This is a genomic window from Mesorhizobium sp. CCNWLY176 (assembly GCF_037153935.1).
GTDB classification, from domain to species: domain Bacteria; phylum Pseudomonadota; class Alphaproteobacteria; order Rhizobiales; family Rhizobiaceae; genus Mesorhizobium_M; species Mesorhizobium_M zhangyense.
Genome location: NZ_JBBBDZ010000006.1, coordinates 77,385 through 96,599, shown reverse-complemented (window position 1 = coordinate 96,599; position 19,215 = coordinate 77,385). Strand labels below are relative to the sequence as shown.

Genomic DNA, 19,215 nt, shown 5'->3' with positions numbered 1-19,215 from the left:
CCTGTCTCCCCGCGCCGCGGCCGCAATCATAGACAAGGAAAAAATCATGAAACCGATCAGCGGTGGCATCGACTTTGGCACGTCCAACTCGACGGTGGGCGTCATGGAGCAGGGCCGGCCGCGGCTCGTGCGGCTGGAGAACGAGCATGTGACGATGCCGAGCGCGGTCTTCTACAACTTTGAAGACAATGGCACCTATTTCGGCCGCCGCGCCATCGCGGATTATACCGAACATGCCGAAGGCCGCCTGCTGCGCGCGCTGAAAAGCGTGCTCGGCTCGTCGCTGATCCATGAAAAGACCCGCATCAAGGCGCGCTATCTGGCGTTCTCCGACATCATCGGCACCTTCGTCGGCTATCTGAAGGAGCGGCTGGAGCATGCCGCCGATGGCGAAGTCGGCAGCGTCGTGCTCGGACGCCCGGTGCATTTCGTCGATGACGACGAGGCCGCCGACCGCGACGCGCAGGGCCAGCTCGAAAAGGCCGCCCGCGCGCAGGGTTTCCAGCACATCGCTTTCCAGTTCGAGCCGATCGCCGCCGCCCTCGATTACGAGCAGAGCGTAACCCGCGAGGAGCTGGCGCTGATCATCGACATCGGCGGCGGCACGTCGGACTTTTCCATCGTGCGCGTTTCGCCCGAGCGGGCACGCGCCGTCGACCGCAAGGGCGATATCCTGGCCAACACCGGCGTCCATATCGGCGGTACCGATTTCGACCGGCTCTTGTCGATGGCCCATCTGATGCCCGAACTCGGCTACAAGACGCAGACCAAGGACGGCAAGCGCAACCTGCCCGCCGGCTATTTCTTCGACCTCGCCACCTGGCAGCGCATCAACCAGCTCTACACCGCCAAGGCTGCGACCGACCTGCGCCAGATCCGCTACGAGGCGGCGCGACCGGAATTGGTGGAGCGCATGATCGACATCGTCAGCCACCGGCAGGGCCACGCACTGGCCGGCAAGGTCGAGCGGGCCAAGATCGAACTGACCGACAGCGCCGAGGCATTGATGGACATTCGCCTGACCCACGAGACGCTGAGCGTGCCGATGACACGCGCCGGTCTCGACAACGCGATCGAGGAAGCCGTGGGCCGCGTCACCGACACGGTGTCCAGGACGCTCGAGGATGCCGGGGTGAGGGCGGAGCAGATCACGACGCTGTTCCTCACCGGCGGCTCGACCGGGATACCTCTGCTCAAGCAGAGCGTGCTTGCGCTTTTTCCGGGTGCAACGGTGGTGGAAGGCGATATGTTCGGCTCGGTCGGGCTCGGCCTCGCGCTCGACGCGTCACGCAAATTCGGCACCGCCTGAGAGGCATATATGGAACTTCCCGCGCCGCTGCGGCAGGCGGTCGACCAGGTTCTGGAAGGCATCCCGCTGCCGAAGCTGAAGCAGGCGGCGGGTACGTTGTCGCGCCGCTATCGCGCCGAGACGCGCGACGGCAGGCTGCATCTTTCCGACGATCTCGCGGCGAAAGCCTATCTGGCGACGCGCCTGCCGGCGACCTTTGCCGCCGTCCGCGCCAGCATGGAGATGGTGGCGGAAAGCCTGCCGGACTTTTCGCCCAAAACCCTGCTCGATGTCGGTGCCGGCCCCGGCACAGCCTTCTGGGCGGCGCGCGATTGCTGGGATGGTCTGGAAGAGGCAGTTCTGGTCGAGACCAGCGCCTCTATTCGCGCGGTTGGTGCCGGGCTTGCCGGTCATGCGGCGCCGACTACAGCGCAGTATGTTGCTGCCGATGTGAGCGGCGGTCTTCCCGGTTTGCAGGCTGCCGATCTGGTGACGCTCGCCTATGTGCTGGATGAACTCGAACCCGCGAAGATCGATGCGCTTATCGACCGGCTGTGGAGCCTGACGAACGGCACGCTGATCATCGTCGAACCGGGCACGCCAGCCGGCTGGCAGCGCATATTGCGTGTGCGCTCGCGGCTGATCGAAGCCGGGGCGCATCAGGCCGCCCCCTGTGCGCATCAGGCCGCGTGTCCGCTGGTCGCGCCCGACTGGTGCCACTTCTCCCGCCGCGTCGCCCGCTCGCGCCTGCACCGCCTGGCCAAGGGCGGTGAGGTGCCTTGGGAGGATGAGAAGTATATTTTTGTGGCGGCATCGCGTGTGCCGGCAGATAGGCCGGAAGCGCGGGTACTGGCTCCGCCGCAGGCCAGCAGTGGCATGGTCAGGCTGAAGCTGTGCGAGGCGGAGGGGACGGTTGCGGAAAGGCTTGTCACACGCCGCGAGGGTGCGGCGTTCAAGGCGGCGAGGAAGCTGGATTGGGGCGATGGAATGTGGGTGGAGTAGGCTCGCTGGCTGCTACGCCATGGTGGTAACCCAAAATCTCGTCTGCTGCATTCCTTCGCGCCCCCCTCTGGCCTGCCGGCCATCTCCCCCACAGGTGGGGAGATTAGCTCTGTCGCTCGCCCCGCATATTCTGCAACGTTGAACATTGGCGAAAGTTTTGATGAAGGCTGATCTCCCCACCTGTGGGGGAGATGGCCGGCAGGCCAGAGGGGGGCAACGTCGAGCGGTTGCTTCGCCGGATAATGCCGTTGCAGAATTTGGATAATGCCGTTGCAGAATTTGGTGCTACCCCTTCCCCAGCAACTCCTTCAGCCGATACAACGCCTCCTGCGCCTGGCGCGGGGTCATCTCGTCGAGATTGAGCGCTGCGAGCGCGCCGCCCAGCGCATCATTCTTCGCCGGAGCCGGCGCTTCCTTCTTCACCACCGCTGAAAATAGTGGCAGGTCGTCGACGAGGCGGTCGGCCTTGCCTGATGTTTCTCCGGCCTCGAGCTGGTGCAGCACGTCCTTGGCCCGTTGCACCACGGCATCGGGCAGGCCGGCAAGGCGGGCCACCTGCACGCCGTAGGAACGGTCGGCGGCACCCTTGCCGACCTCGTGCAGGAAGACGACGTCGCCCTCCCATTCCTTGACCCGCATGGTGACGTTATGCAGCCGCTCGAGCTTGCCGGCGAGTGCGGTCATTTCGTGGAAATGGGTGGCGAAGATCGCGCGGCAGCGGTTCTTCTCGTGCAGATATTCGACGGCCGCCCAGGCGATCGACAGGCCGTCGAAAGTCGCCGTGCCGCGCCCGATCTCGTCGAGGATGACCAGCGCGCGCTCGCCGGCCTGATTGAGGATCGCGGCGGTCTCGACCATCTCGACCATGAAGGTCGAGCGCCCGCGCGCCAGGTCGTCGGACGCGCCGACGCGGGAAAACAGCCGGTCGACAACGCCGATGCTGGCCGATTTTGCCGGCACGTAGGAGCCCATCTGGGCGAGGATGGCGATCAGCGCGTTCTGGCGCAGGAAGGTCGATTTACCGCCCATGTTCGGGCCGGTCAGCAGCCAGATCGCGCCGGCCTTGGCGCCGCCTTCCGGCGACAGGTCGCAGTCATTGGCGACGAATTCATTTGCCGCCGCACGCCGCAGCGCCTGCTCGACCACGGGATGACGCCCGCCGACGATCTCGAAGGCAAGGCTGGCATCCACCACCGGCCGGCACCAGGCTTCAGCGAGCGCCAGCACGGCGAGTGCTGCCGACACGTCGAGCACGGCAAGAGCCGCAGCACCTGAACGGATCACTTGCGCCTGGCCGACCGATTCCGTCACCAGCACGTCGAACACGCCAAGCTCGATCGACAGCGCGCGTTCGGCGGCGTTGGCGATCTTGGTTTCCATCTCGGCGAGCTCGGTGGTCGTGAAGCGCATGGCGTTGGCCATGGTCTGGCGGTGGATGAAGCGGCCCTTGGCTTCGTCCGAGCCCATCATGATCGCCTGATGGTTGGCGGTCACCTCGATGTAATAGCCGAGCACATTGTTGTGGCGGATTTTCAGCGAGCGGATGCCGGTTTCCTCGATCAGGTCGCGCTCCATGCCGGCGATCACCCGGCGCGACTCGTCGCGCAGCGCCCGCATCTCGTCGAGTTCGGCGTGGTAGCCCGAGCGGACGAAACCGCCGTCGCGCTTGAGCAAGGGCAGCTCGTCGCCAAGGGCTGCGGTCAGATGGTCGGCAAAGCGTATGGGCAGCGCCGAGATCGCCTCGAGTGCCGCGGTCACCTCGGCGGGCGCGATGACGTCGGTGAACAGCGTGCGCAGCGCAAGGGCTGCCTCGAAGCCTGAGCGCAGCGCGCCAAGGTCGCGCGGACCTCCCCTGTTCAGTGCAAGCCGCGTCAGCGCGCGCGGCATGTCGGCAACGCCCTTCAGGCAAGAGCGCAGGCTCTCGCCAAGCCGCCGCTCGGCAAGGAAGAAGGCGATGGAATCGAAGCGCTGGTTGATGGTCTTGGGGTCCGTCAGCGGCGACATCAGCCGGTCGGCCAGCATCCGCGCGCCGGCGCCTGTCACGGTGCGGTCGATCGCCTTGAACAGCGAGCCGTCACGGCTGCCGCCCATGGTGCGTAAGAGTTCCAGATTGGCCCGCGTCGCCGGGTCGATGAAAAGCGTCGAGCCCGACTGCTCGCGTTCGGGCCGCGACAGCGGCGGGCGCTCGGCCTTCTGCGTCTTCTCGACATAGGCGACGATGCCTGAAATCGCCGACAGCTCCGCGCGGGAAAACGTGCCGAAACTGTCCGGCGTCGCCACCTCGAAGAACCGGGCGATGCGGGCCGGTGCCGAGGCCGAATCGAACAGGCTCGGCGGCTGCGGGCTGGCGACACGGCCGACCAGATCGAAAACTGGCTTCAGTTCCTCGTCGTAGAAGACCGGCTCGGCGATGATCAGTTCGCGCGGGTCAACGCGAAAGATGTCGGCGAGCAGGTTGTCGGCGCTGGTCTCAGTCACACGAAAAATGCCGGTCGAAAGCTCGATCCAGGCAAGCGCATAGGTGTGGTCGGCTCCGCCCTTCACGCGCCCCAATGCCATCAGGAAACTCGATTCCGACGGCGCCAGCAGTTTTTCCTCGGTGATCGTGCCGGGCGTGACCAGCCGCACGACATCGCGCTTGACCACCGATTTCGAGCCGCGCTTCTTGGCTTCAGCGGGGTCCTCGATCTGCTCGCAGACGGCAACGCGAAAGCCGAGCCCGATCAGCTTCTGCAGATAGTCGTCCGCCGCATGCACCGGCACGCCGCACATCGGAATGTCGTGGCCCTGGTGCTTGCCGCGCTTGGTCAGAACGATGCCGAGCGCGCGCGAGGCAGCCTCCGCGTCGTCGAAGAACAGCTCGTAGAAATCGCCCATGCGATAAAACAGCAGCGAATCCGGGTTCGCCGCCTTTATCTCGATAAATTGCTCCATCATCGGCGTGGCGGCTGCCGCGTTCAAAGCGGGCGAACTGCCTTCGATGCGGATCGGCGTTTCGTCGTTCACTGTGTCATCCAAAAAAGAGCTTTGTCCTGCTTGGCGGTTTACAGAGCGGAAGTGTAGCCTTAATCCCGAACACTCCACAAAAAGAAGCACGTTAGGGAAGGGACTGCGCTTAATCATGGCATCCGGCAAGAAATCCGACAACGCAGGCCCCTCTGTCAGCGCCGAGGAAGCGCTCGATTTCCACGCGTCCGGGCGACCCGGCAAGCTGGAGATCAACCCGACCAAGCCGATGGCGACGCAGCGCGACCTGTCGCTTGCCTATTCGCCGGGCGTCGCCGTGCCGGTTCTGGCCATTGCGGAAGACCCGAGCCGCGCCTTCGACTACACGACGCGTGGCAACATGGTCGCCGTCATCTCCAACGGTACGGCCATTCTCGGCCTCGGCAATCTCGGCGCGCTGGCCTCCAAGCCGGTGATGGAAGGCAAGGCGGTGCTGTTCAAGCGCTTCGCCGACGTCGATTCCATCGACCTCGAGGTCGATACGGAGAATGTCGACGAATTCATCAACTGCGTGCGCTTCCTCGGGCCGTCCTTCGGCGGCATCAATCTTGAGGACATCAAGGCGCCCGACTGCTTCATCATCGAGCAGCGCCTGCGCGAGCTGATGGATATCCCCGTCTTCCACGACGACCAGCACGGCACGGCAATCATCGCCGCGGCCGGCCTCATCAACGCGCTGGAAATCACCGGCCGCGACATGAAGACGTCCAAGCTGGTCTGCAACGGTGCCGGCTCGGCCGGCATCGCCTGCATCGAACTGATCAAGTCGATGGGCTTCACGCCGGAAAACGTCATCCTCTGCGACACCAAGGGCGTGGTCTATCAGGGCCGCACCGAAGGCATGAACCAGTGGAAGTCGGCGCATGCCGCCAAGACCGATGCGCGCACGCTGGCCGACGCGCTGGACGGCGCCGACATCGTCTTCGGCCTGTCGGCCAAGGGCGCACTGACCACGCCGATGATCCAGTCGATGGCGAAAAATCCGATCATCTTCGCCATGGCCAATCCCGATCCGGAAATCACGCCGGAGGAAGTGGCCGAAATCCGCACCGATGCGATCATGGCGACGGGCCGCTCAGACTATCCGAACCAGGTCAACAATGTGCTGGGCTTCCCCTATATCTTCCGCGGCGCGCTCGATGTGCGTGCAACCACCATCAATGACGAGATGAAGGTTGCCGCCGCCCAGGCGCTTGCCGCGCTGGCACGGCAGGACGTGCCCGACGATGTCGCCGCAGCCTACCAGGGCATGCGGCCGAAATTCGGTCCCAACTACATCATCCCGGTGCCGTTCGACCCGCGCCTGATCTCGGCCATCCCGGTGGCTGTGGCCAAGGCTGCGATGGAAAGCGGCGTCGCGCGCCGGCCGATCCTCGATCTTGGCAAATATGCCAACGAGCTTTCGGCCCGCCGCGACCCGATCGCCTCGACACTGCAGCGCATCTACGACCGCGTGCGCCGCCAGCCCAAGCGCGTCGTCTTCGCCGAGGGCGAGGAGGAGCAGGTCATGCGTGCGGCGGTGTCCTACGCCAACCAGAAGCTCGGCACGGCGATCCTCGTCGGCCGTGACGATGTCATCAAGGAAAACGCCCGCCATGCCGGTGTCGATCTCGACAAGCCGGGCATCGAGATCATCAATGCGCGGCTGTCGCGTCGCAATGCGGTCTATGCCGACTATCTCTATGAGCGCCTGCAGCGCAAAGGGTTCCTGTTCCGCGACTGCCAGCGCCTGATCAACAACGACCGCAACCACTTCGCCTCGACGATGGTCGCACTGGGCGATGCCGACGCCATGGTGACCGGCGTGACCCGCAACTATTCCACCGTGCTCGACGATGTGCGCCACGTCATCGATGCCAAACCGGGACACCGCGTTATCGGCGTGTCGATCGCGCTATGCCGTGGCCGAACGGTGATCGTTGCCGACACCGCCGTCCACGACATGCCCAACGCCGAGCAGATCGCCGATATCGCCGAGGAGGCGGCAGGCTTCGCGCGGCGCATGGGCTACGAGCCGCGCGTCGCCATGCTTGCCTATTCCACCTTCGGTCACCCGCAGGGCGAGCGCTCCGAGCGGGTGCAGGAGGCGGTGAAGATCCTCGACAAGCGCCGCGTCGATTTCGAATATGACGGCGAAATGGCAGCAGACGTCGCGCTGAACCACCGGCTGATGCAGCAGCAATATCCGTTCTGCCGCCTGTCGGGTGCTGCCAATGTCCTGGTCATGCCGGCGTTCCACTCGGCCTCGATCTCGACCAAGATGCTGCAGGAACTCGGCGGCTCCACCGTCATCGGGCCGCTGCTGGTCGGGTTGAACAAGCCGGTGCAGATCGTGCAGCTCAACGCCAAGGATTCCGACATCGTCAACATGGCGGCGATCGCGGCGTATAACGCGGGGGCGTGAGAGGCCGAAAATCGCTCGACCGCGTCGCTGCAGGGATAGCGCAGCTAACCGGGGCAGGCTGTTAATCCGCAGCAGATATTGCTGCGGAGAATTGCCTGCATGAAAGTCTCCTTGTCCCTCGATCCGTCGAAGGCGGCGTTGCTCTGCATCGACCTGCAGGAGGAGCATCGCGGCGATCCGCGCCTGCTCGCCGTGGACTACGACCGGGTGCTCGCCAATGTGGTGCGGTTGCAGGAGGCCGCGCGCGCTGCCGCCTTGCCGGTTCTGCATTTCGCCTATGTCGTCGATGCAGCGGCAAGCCGGCCGTTTCACCCGGTTCTTAGCGATGGCCGTTCCTATTTCAGCGACAAGGACGATCCGCTCACCGCGATCTGCCCCGAGGTTGCGCCGCTGGGCGATGAGCCGTTGCTGATAAAATCCGAGGCGAGCGCTTTTGGCGACGGCCGGCTGGCAGCGCTGCTTGGCGCGCGCGGCGTCGAATGGGTTTTTGTCGCCGGTGTCTGGACGGAAGCCTGCATCGACGCCACCGTCAAGCATGCGGTGGCAACCGGCCTGCGCGTCGTGCTGGTCAAGGATGCCTGCGGCAGCGGCAGTGTTGCCATGCACCAGACCGGCATTCTCAACCTCGCCAACCGGCTCTATGGCGGTGCGGTTGCCGATACCGAAAATGCCTGCCGGCTGATGGCGGGTGAGACGGTTCAGGCGTGGATGGTGGAGGGCGCGGTGCCGCTGCGCTTCACCTACGAGAATGCGGCGGAGCTTTACGCCAGCCTTTGAAGCCGGCGCTGGGGATGTTCTCCTCTTGTCCCGCGCGTCTTCAATCCGAAGTAGCGACAATGTGAACGCCGTAGCCACCGCAACTGGCGTTGCAGGCAGTTGATTTCCGTCGCGTGGCGCTCAAGATTAGATAAGGCCGTGAAATTGGCTTATTAACCGGCGATGGCTTTGCTGGTCGAAACAGGACGCGCTCCTCATGAAGATGGACCGCCGGGCTTTTCTCTCCCATGCAGCCGCTGCCGGGTTGCTTCTTCCTGCAACCGCCGCCAGGGCCGAAGGTGAGCCGAAGCTTATTCGCGAGGACTATGCGGTGGCGCGCGAGCGGTTTCGCACGCATCTGACCCAGACCGGACCTTCGCCCGATCCGCTGCAGCCGCTTTCGCCGCCGCATGGCGCCCGGCGGGTGGACTACAGGTCCGGCCCGCTCAAGCTCGTCGCCTGGGTATCGGAGAATGCCGATGCGTCAAGGCCTCGGCCGGGCGTGCTCGTCCTGCATGGCGGCAACGCATTGTGGCCGGGCCATTGGGACGATCTTGCACGCCCCTTCGTGAAAGCGGGCTATGTGGCGATGATCCCCGCCATGCGCGGCGAGAACGGCTTGCCGGGGAGCTTTTCGGGTTTTTATGACGAGACGGCTGACGTTCTTGCCGCAGCCGACGTCCTGCGGGCCTATCCGGGGGTCGATCAGGCCCGCCTTTACATTGCAGGGCATAGCGTCGGCGGAACACTCACCTTGCTTGCGGCCATGAGCAGGCATCCTTTCCGGGCCGCCGCCGCTTATGCGGGCAACCCGGACGCGCGGGCTTTCTTCCGCCATTTTCCCGAGGACATCCGCTTCGACGCCGACGATCCGCAGGAGTTCGACATGCGCTCGCCGGTCTGTTTTGCCGGCAGCTTCAAGTGCCCGGTGCTGATGCTCCACGGCAGCAAGGAGATGAACGGCGATCACGCCGTCCGCCTGACGGTATCGCGGGCGCGTGCGGCCGGCCTGGATGTGCGCCGCGCCATCGTCGAAGGCGATCACTCCTCGGCCATACCCGGCGAAAGCGCGGAGGCGCTTCGCTTCTTCGAGACCATCTGACGATCCTGGCGGCAGAACTACAGGGCTCTGTACGGCTGGCTTCGCGATGCCGGGTTTCAACCCGCGTTCGACTTGTGTATTCCTGCAGCCATCATTCATGAGCGGGAATATCATCAATGGCCTTTTCGGACATCTTCGCGCGGCTGGTTGCAATGGTTGGCGCGGGCGTGATCCTGTTGCGTCATCGGGGTGACCAGACCTTGCCGCAGGCAATCGGCGACACACCCGCGATCCCGCCGGCAAGGCCGCAAGGCATTCCGACGCTGAAGATGCCGACGGCGCGGGGTTGGCACGAGGGGCGGACGCCGGTGGCCGCGCCCGGCCTCAAGGTCAACGCCTTCGCGCGGGGATTGCAGCATCCTCGCTGGATCGAGGTTCTGCCGAACGGCGACGTGCTGATCGCCGAGGCATTGAGCACGCCCGGCGGCATACGCTCGGCATTCGACTACGCGATGTACAGCACCATGAAGCGGGCCGCCGCCGTCGGCGTCAGCGCGAACCGCATCACGCTGCTGCGCGACGCGGATGGCGACGGTGTGGCCGAGACGCGGGAAATCTTTCTCTCCGGCCTCAACCAGCCTTTCGGCATGGCACTGGTCGGCGACACTTTCTACGTCGGCAACACCGACGGGCTGGTGGCCTTCCCCTATCGCTCCGGCGAGACACGGATTTCGGCTGCCGGCCAAAAAATCTTCGACTTCAAGCCGGGTGGCCACTGGACGCGCAGCATCCTTCCCAGCAACGACGGCACCAGGCTCTATGTCGGCGTCGGATCGCAGAGCAATATCGGCGATGAGGGCATGGAGGCCGAGGAAGGCCGCGCGGCGATCTACGAATATGACATCGCCACCGGTCAGGGCCGCATCTTCGGCGCTGGCCTGCGCAATCCGGTCGGGCTCGCCTGGGAGCCGCAGACGAACGCGCTCTGGACAGTCGTCAACGAGCGCGACGGCCTCGGCGACGAGACGCCGCCGGACTATCTCACCTCGGTGCAGGATGGTGGCTTCTACGGCTGGCCCTACTGCTACTGGGGCCAGACGATGGATGATCGCGTGCCGCAGGATGCAGCTTTGGTCGCGCGCGCTATCCAGCCGGATTTCGCGCTCGGCGGCCACACGGCGTCGCTCGGCCTGTGCTGGATGCCGGCGGGCACGTTGCCGGGGTTCCCCGACGGCATGGCGATCGGCCAGCACGGCTCATGGAACCGCAGCAAACTCTCGGGCTATCGCGTGGTCTTCGTGCCGTTCGAGGGAGGAAAACCGTCTGGCCCGGCGCGGGATATCCTCACCGGCTTCCTCGCCCCGGACGAAAAGGTTTCCTATGGCCGCCCGGTGGGCGTCGCCATCGGGCCGGATGGCTCGCTACTGGTGGCCGACGACGCCGGCGATGCAATCTGGCGTGTGACGGGAGCCTGAGAGCTCCGGAACTTGGAGCGGCGTTAGATCAGCCCGACCTGCTCGGCTGCCTCGCGCAAATTCTTGCGCGGGCGCGGGCCGATCTGCTGGATGACCAGTCCTGCGGCGAGCGAGCCGAGCTTGCCGCAATCGGCGAGGCTGCGGCCTGCCGTGTAGCCGAACAGGAAACCGGCGGCGTAGAGGTCGCCGGCGCCGGTGGTGTCGATGAGTTTTTCAATCTCGATCGCATCGACAGCAACGGTCTCGTCGCCGCGCACGATCACCGAGCCGAGCTCGGAGCGGGTGACGGCAGCAATCTTGCAATCCTTGCGGATCAATTCCAGCGCCTGCTCGAAGGATTCGGTCTGATAGAGCGATTTCGCCTCGCTCTCATTGGCAAAGACGATGTCGACCGTGCCCGTCCGCATCAGGTCGAGGAATTCGTCGCGGTAGCGGTCGACGCAGAACGGGTCGGATAGCGTCATCGACACTTCGCGGCCGGCGGCATGCGCGTGGGCCGCGGTCATGCGGATCGCCTCCTTGGCCAGCGGCGGATCCCAGAGGTAACCTTCGAAATAGGTGACTTTTGCGCCGCTCGCCTTGTCGGCCTCGACATCGTTCGGGCCGAGTTCGACGCAGGCGCCGAGATAGGTGTTCATCGAGCGCTCGCCGTCGGGCGTGACGAAGATCATCGAGCGCGCTGTCGGCGGTGTACCGGCCAGCGGACTGGTGTCGAAGGCGACGCCCTGCGCATGGATATCATGGGTGAAGATCTGGCCGAGATGGTCCCGGGATACCTTGCCGAAATAAGCCGAGCGTCCGCCGAAGCTGGCAACGCCCGCTGCCGTGTTGCCGGCGCTGCCGCCGGAGGCCTCGATCGCCGGGCCCATGCGGCTGTAGAGCAGCTCGGCGCGCTCGGCGTCGATCAGGTTCATCGCTCCCTTGATGATGCGGTTTTCATTGAGAAAGGCGTCATCGCATTGGGCAATGATGTCAACGATGGCATTGCCGATGCAAAGCACGTCATACTGGCTCATGAAAAACTCCGCAGAACCGCGCAGGAAAGACCAATTCCTTTGGCATACCGGCCGCGCGTGGGTCTAGACCATGATCTTGAAAAGTGGAACCCGGTTTTCGCAAAAGATCATGGTCAGGCAAGAAACCGTGGCGGTTTTGCAAACCGCGCCGAAAGCGCGTTCTTGCGGTCGAGGGAAAGCCTGCCTATCTCTCGGCGGTTGCAAACGGCCCCTGGACGCGAAAGGAACTGTTGCCGATGATCCTCGACGCCGCCCGCGCAGCGATGGCCAAGCTCTTCACCGCCGAGTTCCGCACGGTATTTTTCAAGACGATCGGCATCACCCTGCTGGCGCTTGTCGCGCTATGGTTCGGCCTGCATCAGGCATTCGATGCGCTGGCCCTGCCGTGGATCGATGCGCTGCTGCCCGGATTTCCATCCTGGGCCGGCTGGCTCAGCCTGATAGCGGCGATCCTCGCCGGCATCGGGTTGGCACTCGGGCTGGCGCTGCTGATCGCGCCTGTGACGGCGGTGATTGCGGGGCTGTTTCTTGACGATGTCGCCGAGCTTGTCGAGAGAAGCGACTATCCGAATGACAGGCCTGGCCGCGCCGTACCGACCATTCCGGCGCTGATCATGTCGCTGAAATTCTTCGGCATCGTCGTGCTGGGCAATCTGTTCGCCCTGCTTTTGCTGCTGGTGCCGGGGGTCAATATCGGCGCCTTCTTCGTCGTCAACGGCTACCTGCTCGGGCGCGAATTCTTCGAATTCGCCGCCATGCGCTTCCGGACGGAAGCCGAGGCCAAGGCGCTGCGGCGCAAATATGCCGGAACGGTGTTCATGGCCGGCCTGGTGATTGCGGCGTTTCTGGCCGTGCCGCTACTCAACCTGCTCACACCGCTCTTCGCCGCCGCCATGATGGTGCATCTGCACAAGATGGTCTCGGTGCGGGAAGCTGCCCGACTGGCCAGGCAGGCTTAAAACTCGGGCGCTACGAAACGCAGCTTCAGCTGGCGCCATTTGTCATAGGGAACATGCTGCTGCCGCACGCTTTCGAAAGGCGCGCAGCGCTCGATGGCGCGGATGGCGCTGGTGGCCATCACTTTGAAATTCTCGTTGCTGGAGCGATTGGCGAGCACGGGTATGCCGTCGAGCGAGCCGTCGGGATTGAGGCGGACGGAAATCACGGCCGGTCTTGGCCGCTTGCCGGTAAGCATAGGTGGCGCCCAACAACGTTGCACCTCGCCCCGAAGCGCGCTGACGAGATCGGAAACAGCGCTGTCCTGTGCCTGCGCATTGCTTGAAATGCCCACGAGGCAGAGAAGGAGCGCCAGAAAAATCTGATTTGCCAATTTCATAGAACCAGAAACCCTCGACCCAATTCGTCTTCCTCTTCGCGGAAGAACTCGCCTTTCCCAGAGTAAAAGGCCCTGCCGCCGACGCGTGCGACGATGGCGTCGTGCGCCCCAGTCTTCGTCGTCCGTGCCACCGAGCCGGAAAATTGCGAGCCGACGATGCTTTCGAACAGCCGTGTCTCGCCGACTGCCAGCTCGCCCTTGGCATGCATGGCCGCCAGCCGCGCGGTGACGCCCGAGCCGGTCGGAGAACGGTCGACTTCAGCCTCGGCGAAGACGCAGATGTTTTTGGTGGCAACGCCGTTGGAGCCGTCGCCACCATCGGTCAGGATCGTGCCATAGAGAAAGGCGAGATCGTCATGGTCGGGGTGCGACAGCGGAAAATCACGCTTCAGCGTTTCGGTCAGGGCTGTGGCCGCATCGACGAAATCGCGGGCGCGGTTCCTGCCGAATTCCAGCCCGAACTGGCGGCAGTCGGCAAGCGCGTAAAAAGCGCCGCCATAGGCGATGTCGAAGGCGATACTGCCATGGCCGGGCAGGTCGATGCTCTGGTCGCGTGCGAACAGAAATGCCGGCACGCTTTCGAACGAAACAGCGCCCGACTTGCCGTCCTTCACCTCGACCGAGGCGACGACCATGCCGCAGGGGCATTCGATGTTGACGGTGGTCACCGGTTCCTGCGCCGCGACGATGCCTTGATCGATCGCGTAGCGGCCGAGCGCAATGATGGCGTGGCCGCACATGGTCGAATAGCCCTCATTGTGCATGAACAGCACGGCGAGATCGGCACCCGGCAGGTCGGGCTCGACCAGCAGCGCGCCATACATGTCGTAATGGCCGCGCGGCTCGAACATCAGCAGTTTGCGCAGATGGTCGAGATTGTTCCGAACATAGGCGCGCTTCTCAAGGATCGTGCCAGCGGGAATCTTGGGATAGCCGCCGGTGACGATCCGAAGCGGCTCGCCGCCGGTGTGCATGTCGATGACGGTTATGCTTTCGGTCATGCGTCGGCGGTCGAGAACATGGTCTGCAATGCGCCGAAGGCCATGCCGTCGCGCGAGAACTCGAACGTGCCCTTATCCAGCATTTCGCGCGACGCCTTCTGCAGCATGCCGAATGCGTAGGTCGTCAGCTTCGAGCCGAGCGAGATGCGTTTTACGCCGGCCTGGGCGAGTCCGTCCATGGTGAAGCCCAGGACGGCCAGCACATTGACCGGCTTGGACACTGCCGAGCAAATCTTGCGGACAGTCTCGATGTCGGTGATGCCCGGCGCATAGAGAACGTCAGCACCGGCCCGCTCGAAGGCTTGCAGCCGCGCGATGGTGTCGTCGAGATCGGGGCGGTCGTGCAGGAAATTCTCCGCCCGCGCGGTGAAGACGAAATCGTGCCGCAGCGCGCGCGCCGCCTCGACGGCCGCGGCCACGCGTTCGACCGCATGGGAAAATTCGTAGATCGGCTTTGCCGGATCGCCCGAAAAGTCTTCGATCGAGCAGCCGGAAAGGCCTGCCGCCTCGGCGGCGAAGATGGTTTCGGCAGCGCTTTCCGGGCTGTCGCCCTTGCCCTTTTCCAGGTCGGCCGAGACCGGCAGGTCGGTCGCGCCGGACAGTTCCTTGCAATGGGCGATCATGACGTCGAAGGGAACGCCGCCATCAGGCAGGCCGCGCGAAAAGGCAAAACCCGCGCTGGTCGTGGCCAGCGCCTTGAAGCCCGAGGCGGCCAGCAGCTTGGCCGTGCCGATATCCCACGGGTTGGGGATGACGAAGGCGCCCGGCGCCTCATGGAGCTTGCGAAAAACCGCGCCCTTGTCCATTGCAGATGACCTCGATCAGGGTGAATTGAAGCCAAGTCTACGCTGGAGATTGTGGCACCGCAAATCCGATTCAGGCGATCGGGATCAATCCTGACAGCGCGCGCATGTCGTCGAAGAGAATGCCGCCGGCGGCAGCCATTCCGTCCCGGTCGGAATACGGATCGCCGTGATAGGCATATACGCGCATGCCGGCGGCAACGCCCGCCGTAACACCGGCGACAGTGTCCTCGACGACGATGCAATCGGCCGGCGCAAAGCCCATCTGCCTGGCCGCATGAAGGAACAGGTCGGGGAAAGGTTTTCCGCGTTCGACCATCGTCGCGCTGAACATGGCATGCTCGAAATAGGGCAGAAGCCCGGTGCCGCCGAGCGTCATCTGCATCTTTTCTGGCTTGCCGGAGGAGGCCACGCAGAAGGGAATGCCTGCTGCTTCAACAGTCTGGATGAAAGTCTCGACATGGGGAATGGCCTGCACGCCGTCTAGAATGCGCGGCAGTTCGGCATAGATGTCATCGACGAAATTGCCGATCGTAATACCTGTCGCCTCGATCTCCTGCTGGACTGAGACGAGCGAGCGGCCGACGAAACGGCGGCGGCATTCCTCATAGGTGACAGGGAAACCCCGCTCAGTGAGCACGGAGGCCATGAACTCGTTGGCCGGCCGCTCGGTGTCGACCAGAATGCCATCGCAATCGAAAATGACGAGCTTTGGCGTCGTCACGCGCTGCCCGTCGAGCCAAAGCCGCCCGCGCCGCGCTCGGTCGAACCGGCAAGGCTGCGTTCCTCGATCGAGGCCCGCGTCACCGGCGCAAAGACGATCTGCGCGATACGCATGGCGCGGGTCACGACAAAATCCTCGTCGCCGAGATTGACCAGCAGCACCTTGACCTCGCCCCGGTAGTCGCTGTCGATCGTGCCGGGCGTGTTGAGGCAGGTGATGCCGTGCTTGAAGGCAAGGCCGGAGCGCGGCCGTATCTGTCCTTCGAAACCTTCGGGGATTTCGAGGATCAGCCCGGTCGGCACCAGTGCACGCTTGCCGGGCAGGAGCAGCAGCGGCCGGTCTTCAGGCACCGCCGCGCGCAAATCCATGCCGGCGGCACCCGCCGTCTCATAGGCCGGCAGGTCGAGGCCATTGCTGTGGGAAAGCCGGACGACGCCGACGACAGGAGAATTTTGGGAAGCCGTTTTCATGGCGCGATCTATCGTCCGGCTTGAGCGTTTCGTCAATTCCGGTGGCTGTTCCTTCAACGGATTTCGACAGGAACGACCGTCGTTTCCTTGATCTCCTCCATGACGAAGGAGGCCGAGACATCGGACAGCGGCACCCGGGCGATCAGACGCTGATAGAGGCGGTCATAGGCTTTCACGTCCGAGACACGGGCGCGCAACACATAATCGAGGTCGCCCGACATGCGGTAGACGCCGGTTATTTCCGGGAAGGCGGTGACCGCGTTGCGAAACTTCACCAGCCATTCGGGATCGTGATTGGAGGTTCGCACGATGATGAAGACCGAAAGGCCGAGCCCGAGCTTTTCGGCGTCGACCAGCGCCACGCGCCCGGTGATGAAGCCGTCATCCTCCAGCCGCTTGACCCGCCGCCAGCAGGCATTGCGCGAAAGGGCGACGCGTTCGGAAAGCTGATCGACCGAAAGCGTGCCGTCGCGCTGCAGTTCGGCTAGCAATCTTCGATCAATCGTATCTATTTTATCGCTCATTTGGGATGAATGTCCCAAAGTTATCTCTCAGGCAAGGACGAATTGGGACGAATCGTCATGTCGGGCGGGTTAATCTTCGTGCCACGGTCAAAAATGGGAGACAGCAATGAACCGCGTCGCAAGGATTTTCACCGATCACCCGGCTTCGGTTGACGAGAGCTATCTCGAGCACATGGCCTTTGCCGGAAAGTTTTCGGGAAAGCTGTTCCTGGCCGCCTTCGCCGCCCTCATTCACGCTTTGTTACCCTTCCTGTTCGAATCTACGGCGAGCGGGATCATTCGCCAGCTCTACGAGCGGACGCATAATCGCGCGAAGAACGCATGACCTTCATCCGAAAAGTCTGGAACTTTTCGGGGCTATGCTTGAGGGGCAAGTAAATCGATGTGCCGATGGGCGGCCTATCTCGGACCGGAAGTCTTTCTCGAAGACATCGTCGCCGCGCCCTGCCATTCGCTGATCGCCCAGAGTCATCATGCGCTCGAAGCCAAGTCGCCGACCAATGGCGACGGTTTTGGCGTTGCCTGGTATGGAGCGCGGCCTGAACCCGGCCTTTACCGCGACATCCTTCCGGCATGGTCCGACCCGAACCTGAAAAGCCTGTGCAGGCAGATCAGGTCCGGCTTGTTCCTCGCCCATGTCCGCGCCGCCACCGGCGGCGCCACCAGCCGCATGAACTGCCACCCCTTCGTGTCGGGCCGCTGGTCCTTCATGCATAACGGCCAGATTGGCGGCTTCGAGCGCGTGCGCCGCGGCCTCGAAAATTCGATCAGCGACGCGCTCTACGACCAGCGCGAAGGCACGACCGATTCCGAGTTGTTTTTCCTGATGATGCTTCAGGAGGGGCTGGCCGAAGACCCGCAGGGCGCTGCGTCCCGCGCGACCGTGCGCGTTCTGGAAGCCTGCTGCCGTGCCGGGCTGGAGCCGGCGCTGAAGCTGACCGCCGCCTTTTCGGACGGCGAGACGCTTTATGCGATCCGCTATTCCACCGACGCCCATGCGCCGACGCTCTATGCTGGTTCTTTTCGCAATTCGGACGGACGCTGCCTCGTCTCGGAACCCTTCGACCGCGAAGGCCCGAACTGGCAATCAATCCCGCCGTCGAGTTTCGTCACGATGACCGCGAACGAGATGACGATACTGCCGTTTGAGCCAGTCGGAACGCTGACGACCCCCTCTCCCCGTCCTTCACGGGGAGAGGGTAAGGGTGAGGGGCTGTTTGCCAATGCCCAAACGATCTAATTCACCGGGTAGGGGCCGTCGGCAAAAACCTCGTCGTGATAGCCCTTCGAGCCGATGGCCTGTGCCAGCGGGCTTCGCGGATCTTGCCCGTCTTTCAGGCGCTCGAGGATCGAGGCGAAATCGTAGCGCGGCTGCCAGCCAAGATCGCGCCGGGCGCGCGCATTGACGTAGACACGCCCGATGCTCGGAAACATCGTCCAGCCCAGGCGCTGATACTCGGCCTCGTAGCCAGGCACCCGCCGCCGCACGACATTTGGCGCATCTGTGCGCAGTTCAGCCAGGTCTTCCGGCAGGAAGGGTGTCGTTGCGCTGATGATGTATTTGCCGAACCCAATCGAGGGCGCGCGCTCGATGGCAAGCAGATGCGCATCCACGATATCGCTGATGTCGACGCGCCGGTTCAGGAACTCGTTGACCTTGACGTTGGCATCGTCGGGATAGGCTTTGCGTACCGCGCTGTCGTCGTCCTCCTCGGGGAAGAATCGCGAGGTGCGTAACACGATTGCCGGCAGCTTCTGGTTCCGCGAAAACAGCTGGCACAGATCCTCCGCCGCGGCCTTGGTCACGCCGTATATGTTCTTGGGAACGGGCATTATGTCCTCGGTGATCCAGGCGGCGGGAGCACCGGCCGGCGGCACCAGCGCGTCGCCGAAGACGCTCGTCGTGCTGGTGTAGACGAATACACCGACACCCGCAGTGGCAGCCTCCTCCAGCAGGTTCAGCGTGCCGCCGATATTGGTGTCGACGAAATCCTGCCGGCTGTGGGTGGTGACATGCGGCTTGTGCAGCGTGGCGGCATGGAGCACCGCCTGCACGCCCTGCATGTGACGCCGCACAAAGGATCGGTCAGTGATTGAACCGACATCGGTCGTGGAGGGCGAAGCCAGAACGTCGAGCCCGACCGCTTCATGCCCTTGCTCCCGCAGGCTGCGCACCAGCGCCTCGCCGAGATGACCCGCACTTCCCGTCACCAGAACTTTCATCGCGATTCGGCCTCAAGATCGAACGTCGGCAAGTCATTTCAGATTCGCCGCCGGTGGCAAAGGGCCAGGTGCTGTCTCCGCCTGACCGCGGCTCTTTACTTAATGAAGGTCTTTACAAATTCCCGGTAGAGTAGTTCCGTAGGGG

The 19,215-nt window shown here is 63.8% G+C and carries 18 protein-coding genes; 9 read left to right on the top strand and 9 right to left on the bottom strand.

Annotation, left to right across the window (positions count from 1 at the left end):
* Positions 1–46 precede the first annotated feature (46 nt).
* Positions 47–1,309 (top strand): Hsp70 family protein, encoded by a 1,263-nt coding sequence (locus tag WBQ96_RS12205; RefSeq protein ID WP_336550562.1) that lies wholly within the window; start codon positions 47–49, stop codon positions 1,307–1,309.
* Between the two features lie 9 nt (positions 1,310–1,318).
* Positions 1,319–2,290, top strand: a complete 972-nt coding sequence (locus WBQ96_RS12200) for a small ribosomal subunit Rsm22 family protein (RefSeq protein ID WP_336550565.1) — start codon at positions 1,319–1,321, stop codon at positions 2,288–2,290.
* 285 nt (positions 2,291–2,575) lie between these two features.
* On the opposite strand, the gene mutS is transcribed toward WBQ96_RS12200, so the two are convergent.
* On the bottom strand, positions 2,576–5,296 hold the full coding sequence (gene mutS / locus WBQ96_RS12195; RefSeq protein WP_442920825.1) for a DNA mismatch repair protein MutS: 2,721 nt from the start codon (positions 5,294–5,296) through the stop codon (positions 2,576–2,578).
* Positions 5,297–5,411: 115 nt separating this feature from the next.
* Here mutS and WBQ96_RS12190 point away from each other — a divergent pair, with 115 nt between their 5' ends.
* The 4 genes from WBQ96_RS12190 (at position 5,412) to WBQ96_RS12175 (ending at position 10,973) form a co-directional block, all read left to right on the top strand.
* Positions 5,412–7,700 carry an NADP-dependent malic enzyme gene (locus tag WBQ96_RS12190; RefSeq protein WP_336550567.1) on the top strand — a complete coding sequence of 763 codons (2,289 nt, stop codon included), beginning with the start codon at positions 5,412–5,414 and terminating at the stop codon, positions 7,698–7,700.
* 99 nt (positions 7,701–7,799) lie between these two features.
* A complete protein-coding gene (locus WBQ96_RS12185; protein ID WP_336550568.1) occupies positions 7,800–8,477 on the top strand; it encodes an isochorismatase family protein in 678 nt (225 codons plus the stop codon).
* Between the two features lie 196 nt (positions 8,478–8,673).
* The gene (locus WBQ96_RS12180) at positions 8,674–9,558 is read left to right on the top strand and encodes an alpha/beta hydrolase family protein (RefSeq protein WP_336550569.1); all 885 of its coding nucleotides are present in this window, start codon (positions 8,674–8,676) and stop codon (positions 9,556–9,558) included.
* Between the two features lie 116 nt (positions 9,559–9,674).
* Positions 9,675–10,973: a PQQ-dependent sugar dehydrogenase gene (locus WBQ96_RS12175; protein ID WP_336550570.1), complete on the top strand. Its 1,299-nt coding sequence runs from the start codon at positions 9,675–9,677 to the stop codon at positions 10,971–10,973.
* Between the two features lie 23 nt (positions 10,974–10,996).
* Here the strand turns inward: WBQ96_RS12175 and WBQ96_RS12170 are convergent, their stop codons facing one another.
* A complete protein-coding gene (locus WBQ96_RS12170; RefSeq protein WP_336550571.1) occupies positions 10,997–11,989 on the bottom strand; it encodes an adenosine kinase in 993 nt (330 codons plus the stop codon).
* Between the two features lie 236 nt (positions 11,990–12,225).
* Between WBQ96_RS12170 and WBQ96_RS12165 the strand changes: the two genes are divergently transcribed.
* Entirely contained in the window at positions 12,226–12,948 is a 723-nt protein-coding gene (locus WBQ96_RS12165; RefSeq protein WP_336550572.1) for a sulfate transporter family protein, read from the top strand.
* On the opposite strand, the gene WBQ96_RS12160 is transcribed toward WBQ96_RS12165, so the two are convergent.
* From WBQ96_RS12160 to WBQ96_RS12135, 6 genes are all read right to left on the bottom strand, one after another.
* Positions 12,945–13,184, bottom strand: coding sequence for a hypothetical protein (locus WBQ96_RS12160; RefSeq protein WP_336550573.1), 240 nt, complete (start codon positions 13,182–13,184; stop codon positions 12,945–12,947). The genes WBQ96_RS12165 and WBQ96_RS12160 overlap by 4 nt on opposite strands.
* A gap of 137 nt (positions 13,185–13,321) precedes the next feature.
* Positions 13,322–14,326, bottom strand: coding sequence for a proline racemase family protein (locus WBQ96_RS12155; RefSeq protein ID WP_336550574.1), 1,005 nt, complete (start codon positions 14,324–14,326; stop codon positions 13,322–13,324).
* Entirely contained in the window at positions 14,323–15,132 is an 810-nt protein-coding gene (locus tag WBQ96_RS12150; protein ID WP_336550575.1) for an isocitrate lyase/PEP mutase family protein, read from the bottom strand. The genes WBQ96_RS12155 and WBQ96_RS12150 overlap by 4 nt, the downstream gene beginning before the upstream one ends.
* 70 nt (positions 15,133–15,202) lie before the next feature.
* The gene (locus WBQ96_RS12145; protein WP_336550576.1) at positions 15,203–15,853 is read right to left on the bottom strand and encodes an HAD family hydrolase; all 651 of its coding nucleotides are present in this window, start codon (positions 15,851–15,853) and stop codon (positions 15,203–15,205) included.
* A complete protein-coding gene (gene dut / locus WBQ96_RS12140) occupies positions 15,850–16,323 on the bottom strand; it encodes a dUTP diphosphatase (RefSeq protein ID WP_336550577.1) in 474 nt (157 codons plus the stop codon). Before dut ends, WBQ96_RS12145 begins: the two co-directional genes overlap by 4 nt.
* A 53-nt stretch (positions 16,324–16,376) precedes the next feature.
* Entirely contained in the window at positions 16,377–16,847 is a 471-nt protein-coding gene (locus WBQ96_RS12135) for an Lrp/AsnC family transcriptional regulator (RefSeq protein ID WP_336550578.1), read from the bottom strand.
* Between the two features lie 106 nt (positions 16,848–16,953).
* On the opposite strand from WBQ96_RS12135, the gene WBQ96_RS12130 reads away from it, so the two are divergent.
* Together WBQ96_RS12130 and WBQ96_RS12125 are read left to right on the top strand one after the other, a co-directional pair.
* Entirely contained in the window at positions 16,954–17,172 is a 219-nt protein-coding gene (locus WBQ96_RS12130) for a DUF6356 family protein (protein WP_165119176.1), read from the top strand.
* 57 nt (positions 17,173–17,229) lie between these two features.
* On the top strand, positions 17,230–18,087 hold the full coding sequence (locus WBQ96_RS12125) for a class II glutamine amidotransferase (protein ID WP_336550579.1): 858 nt from the start codon (positions 17,230–17,232) through the stop codon (positions 18,085–18,087).
* On the opposite strand, the gene WBQ96_RS12120 is transcribed toward WBQ96_RS12125, so the two are convergent.
* Positions 18,084–19,070 carry an NAD-dependent epimerase/dehydratase family protein gene (locus tag WBQ96_RS12120; protein WP_336550580.1) on the bottom strand — a complete coding sequence of 329 codons (987 nt, stop codon included), beginning with the start codon at positions 19,068–19,070 and terminating at the stop codon, positions 18,084–18,086. The two genes, WBQ96_RS12125 and WBQ96_RS12120, sit on opposite strands and share 4 nt — an antisense overlap.
* Between the last annotated feature and the right edge of the window lie 145 nt (positions 19,071–19,215).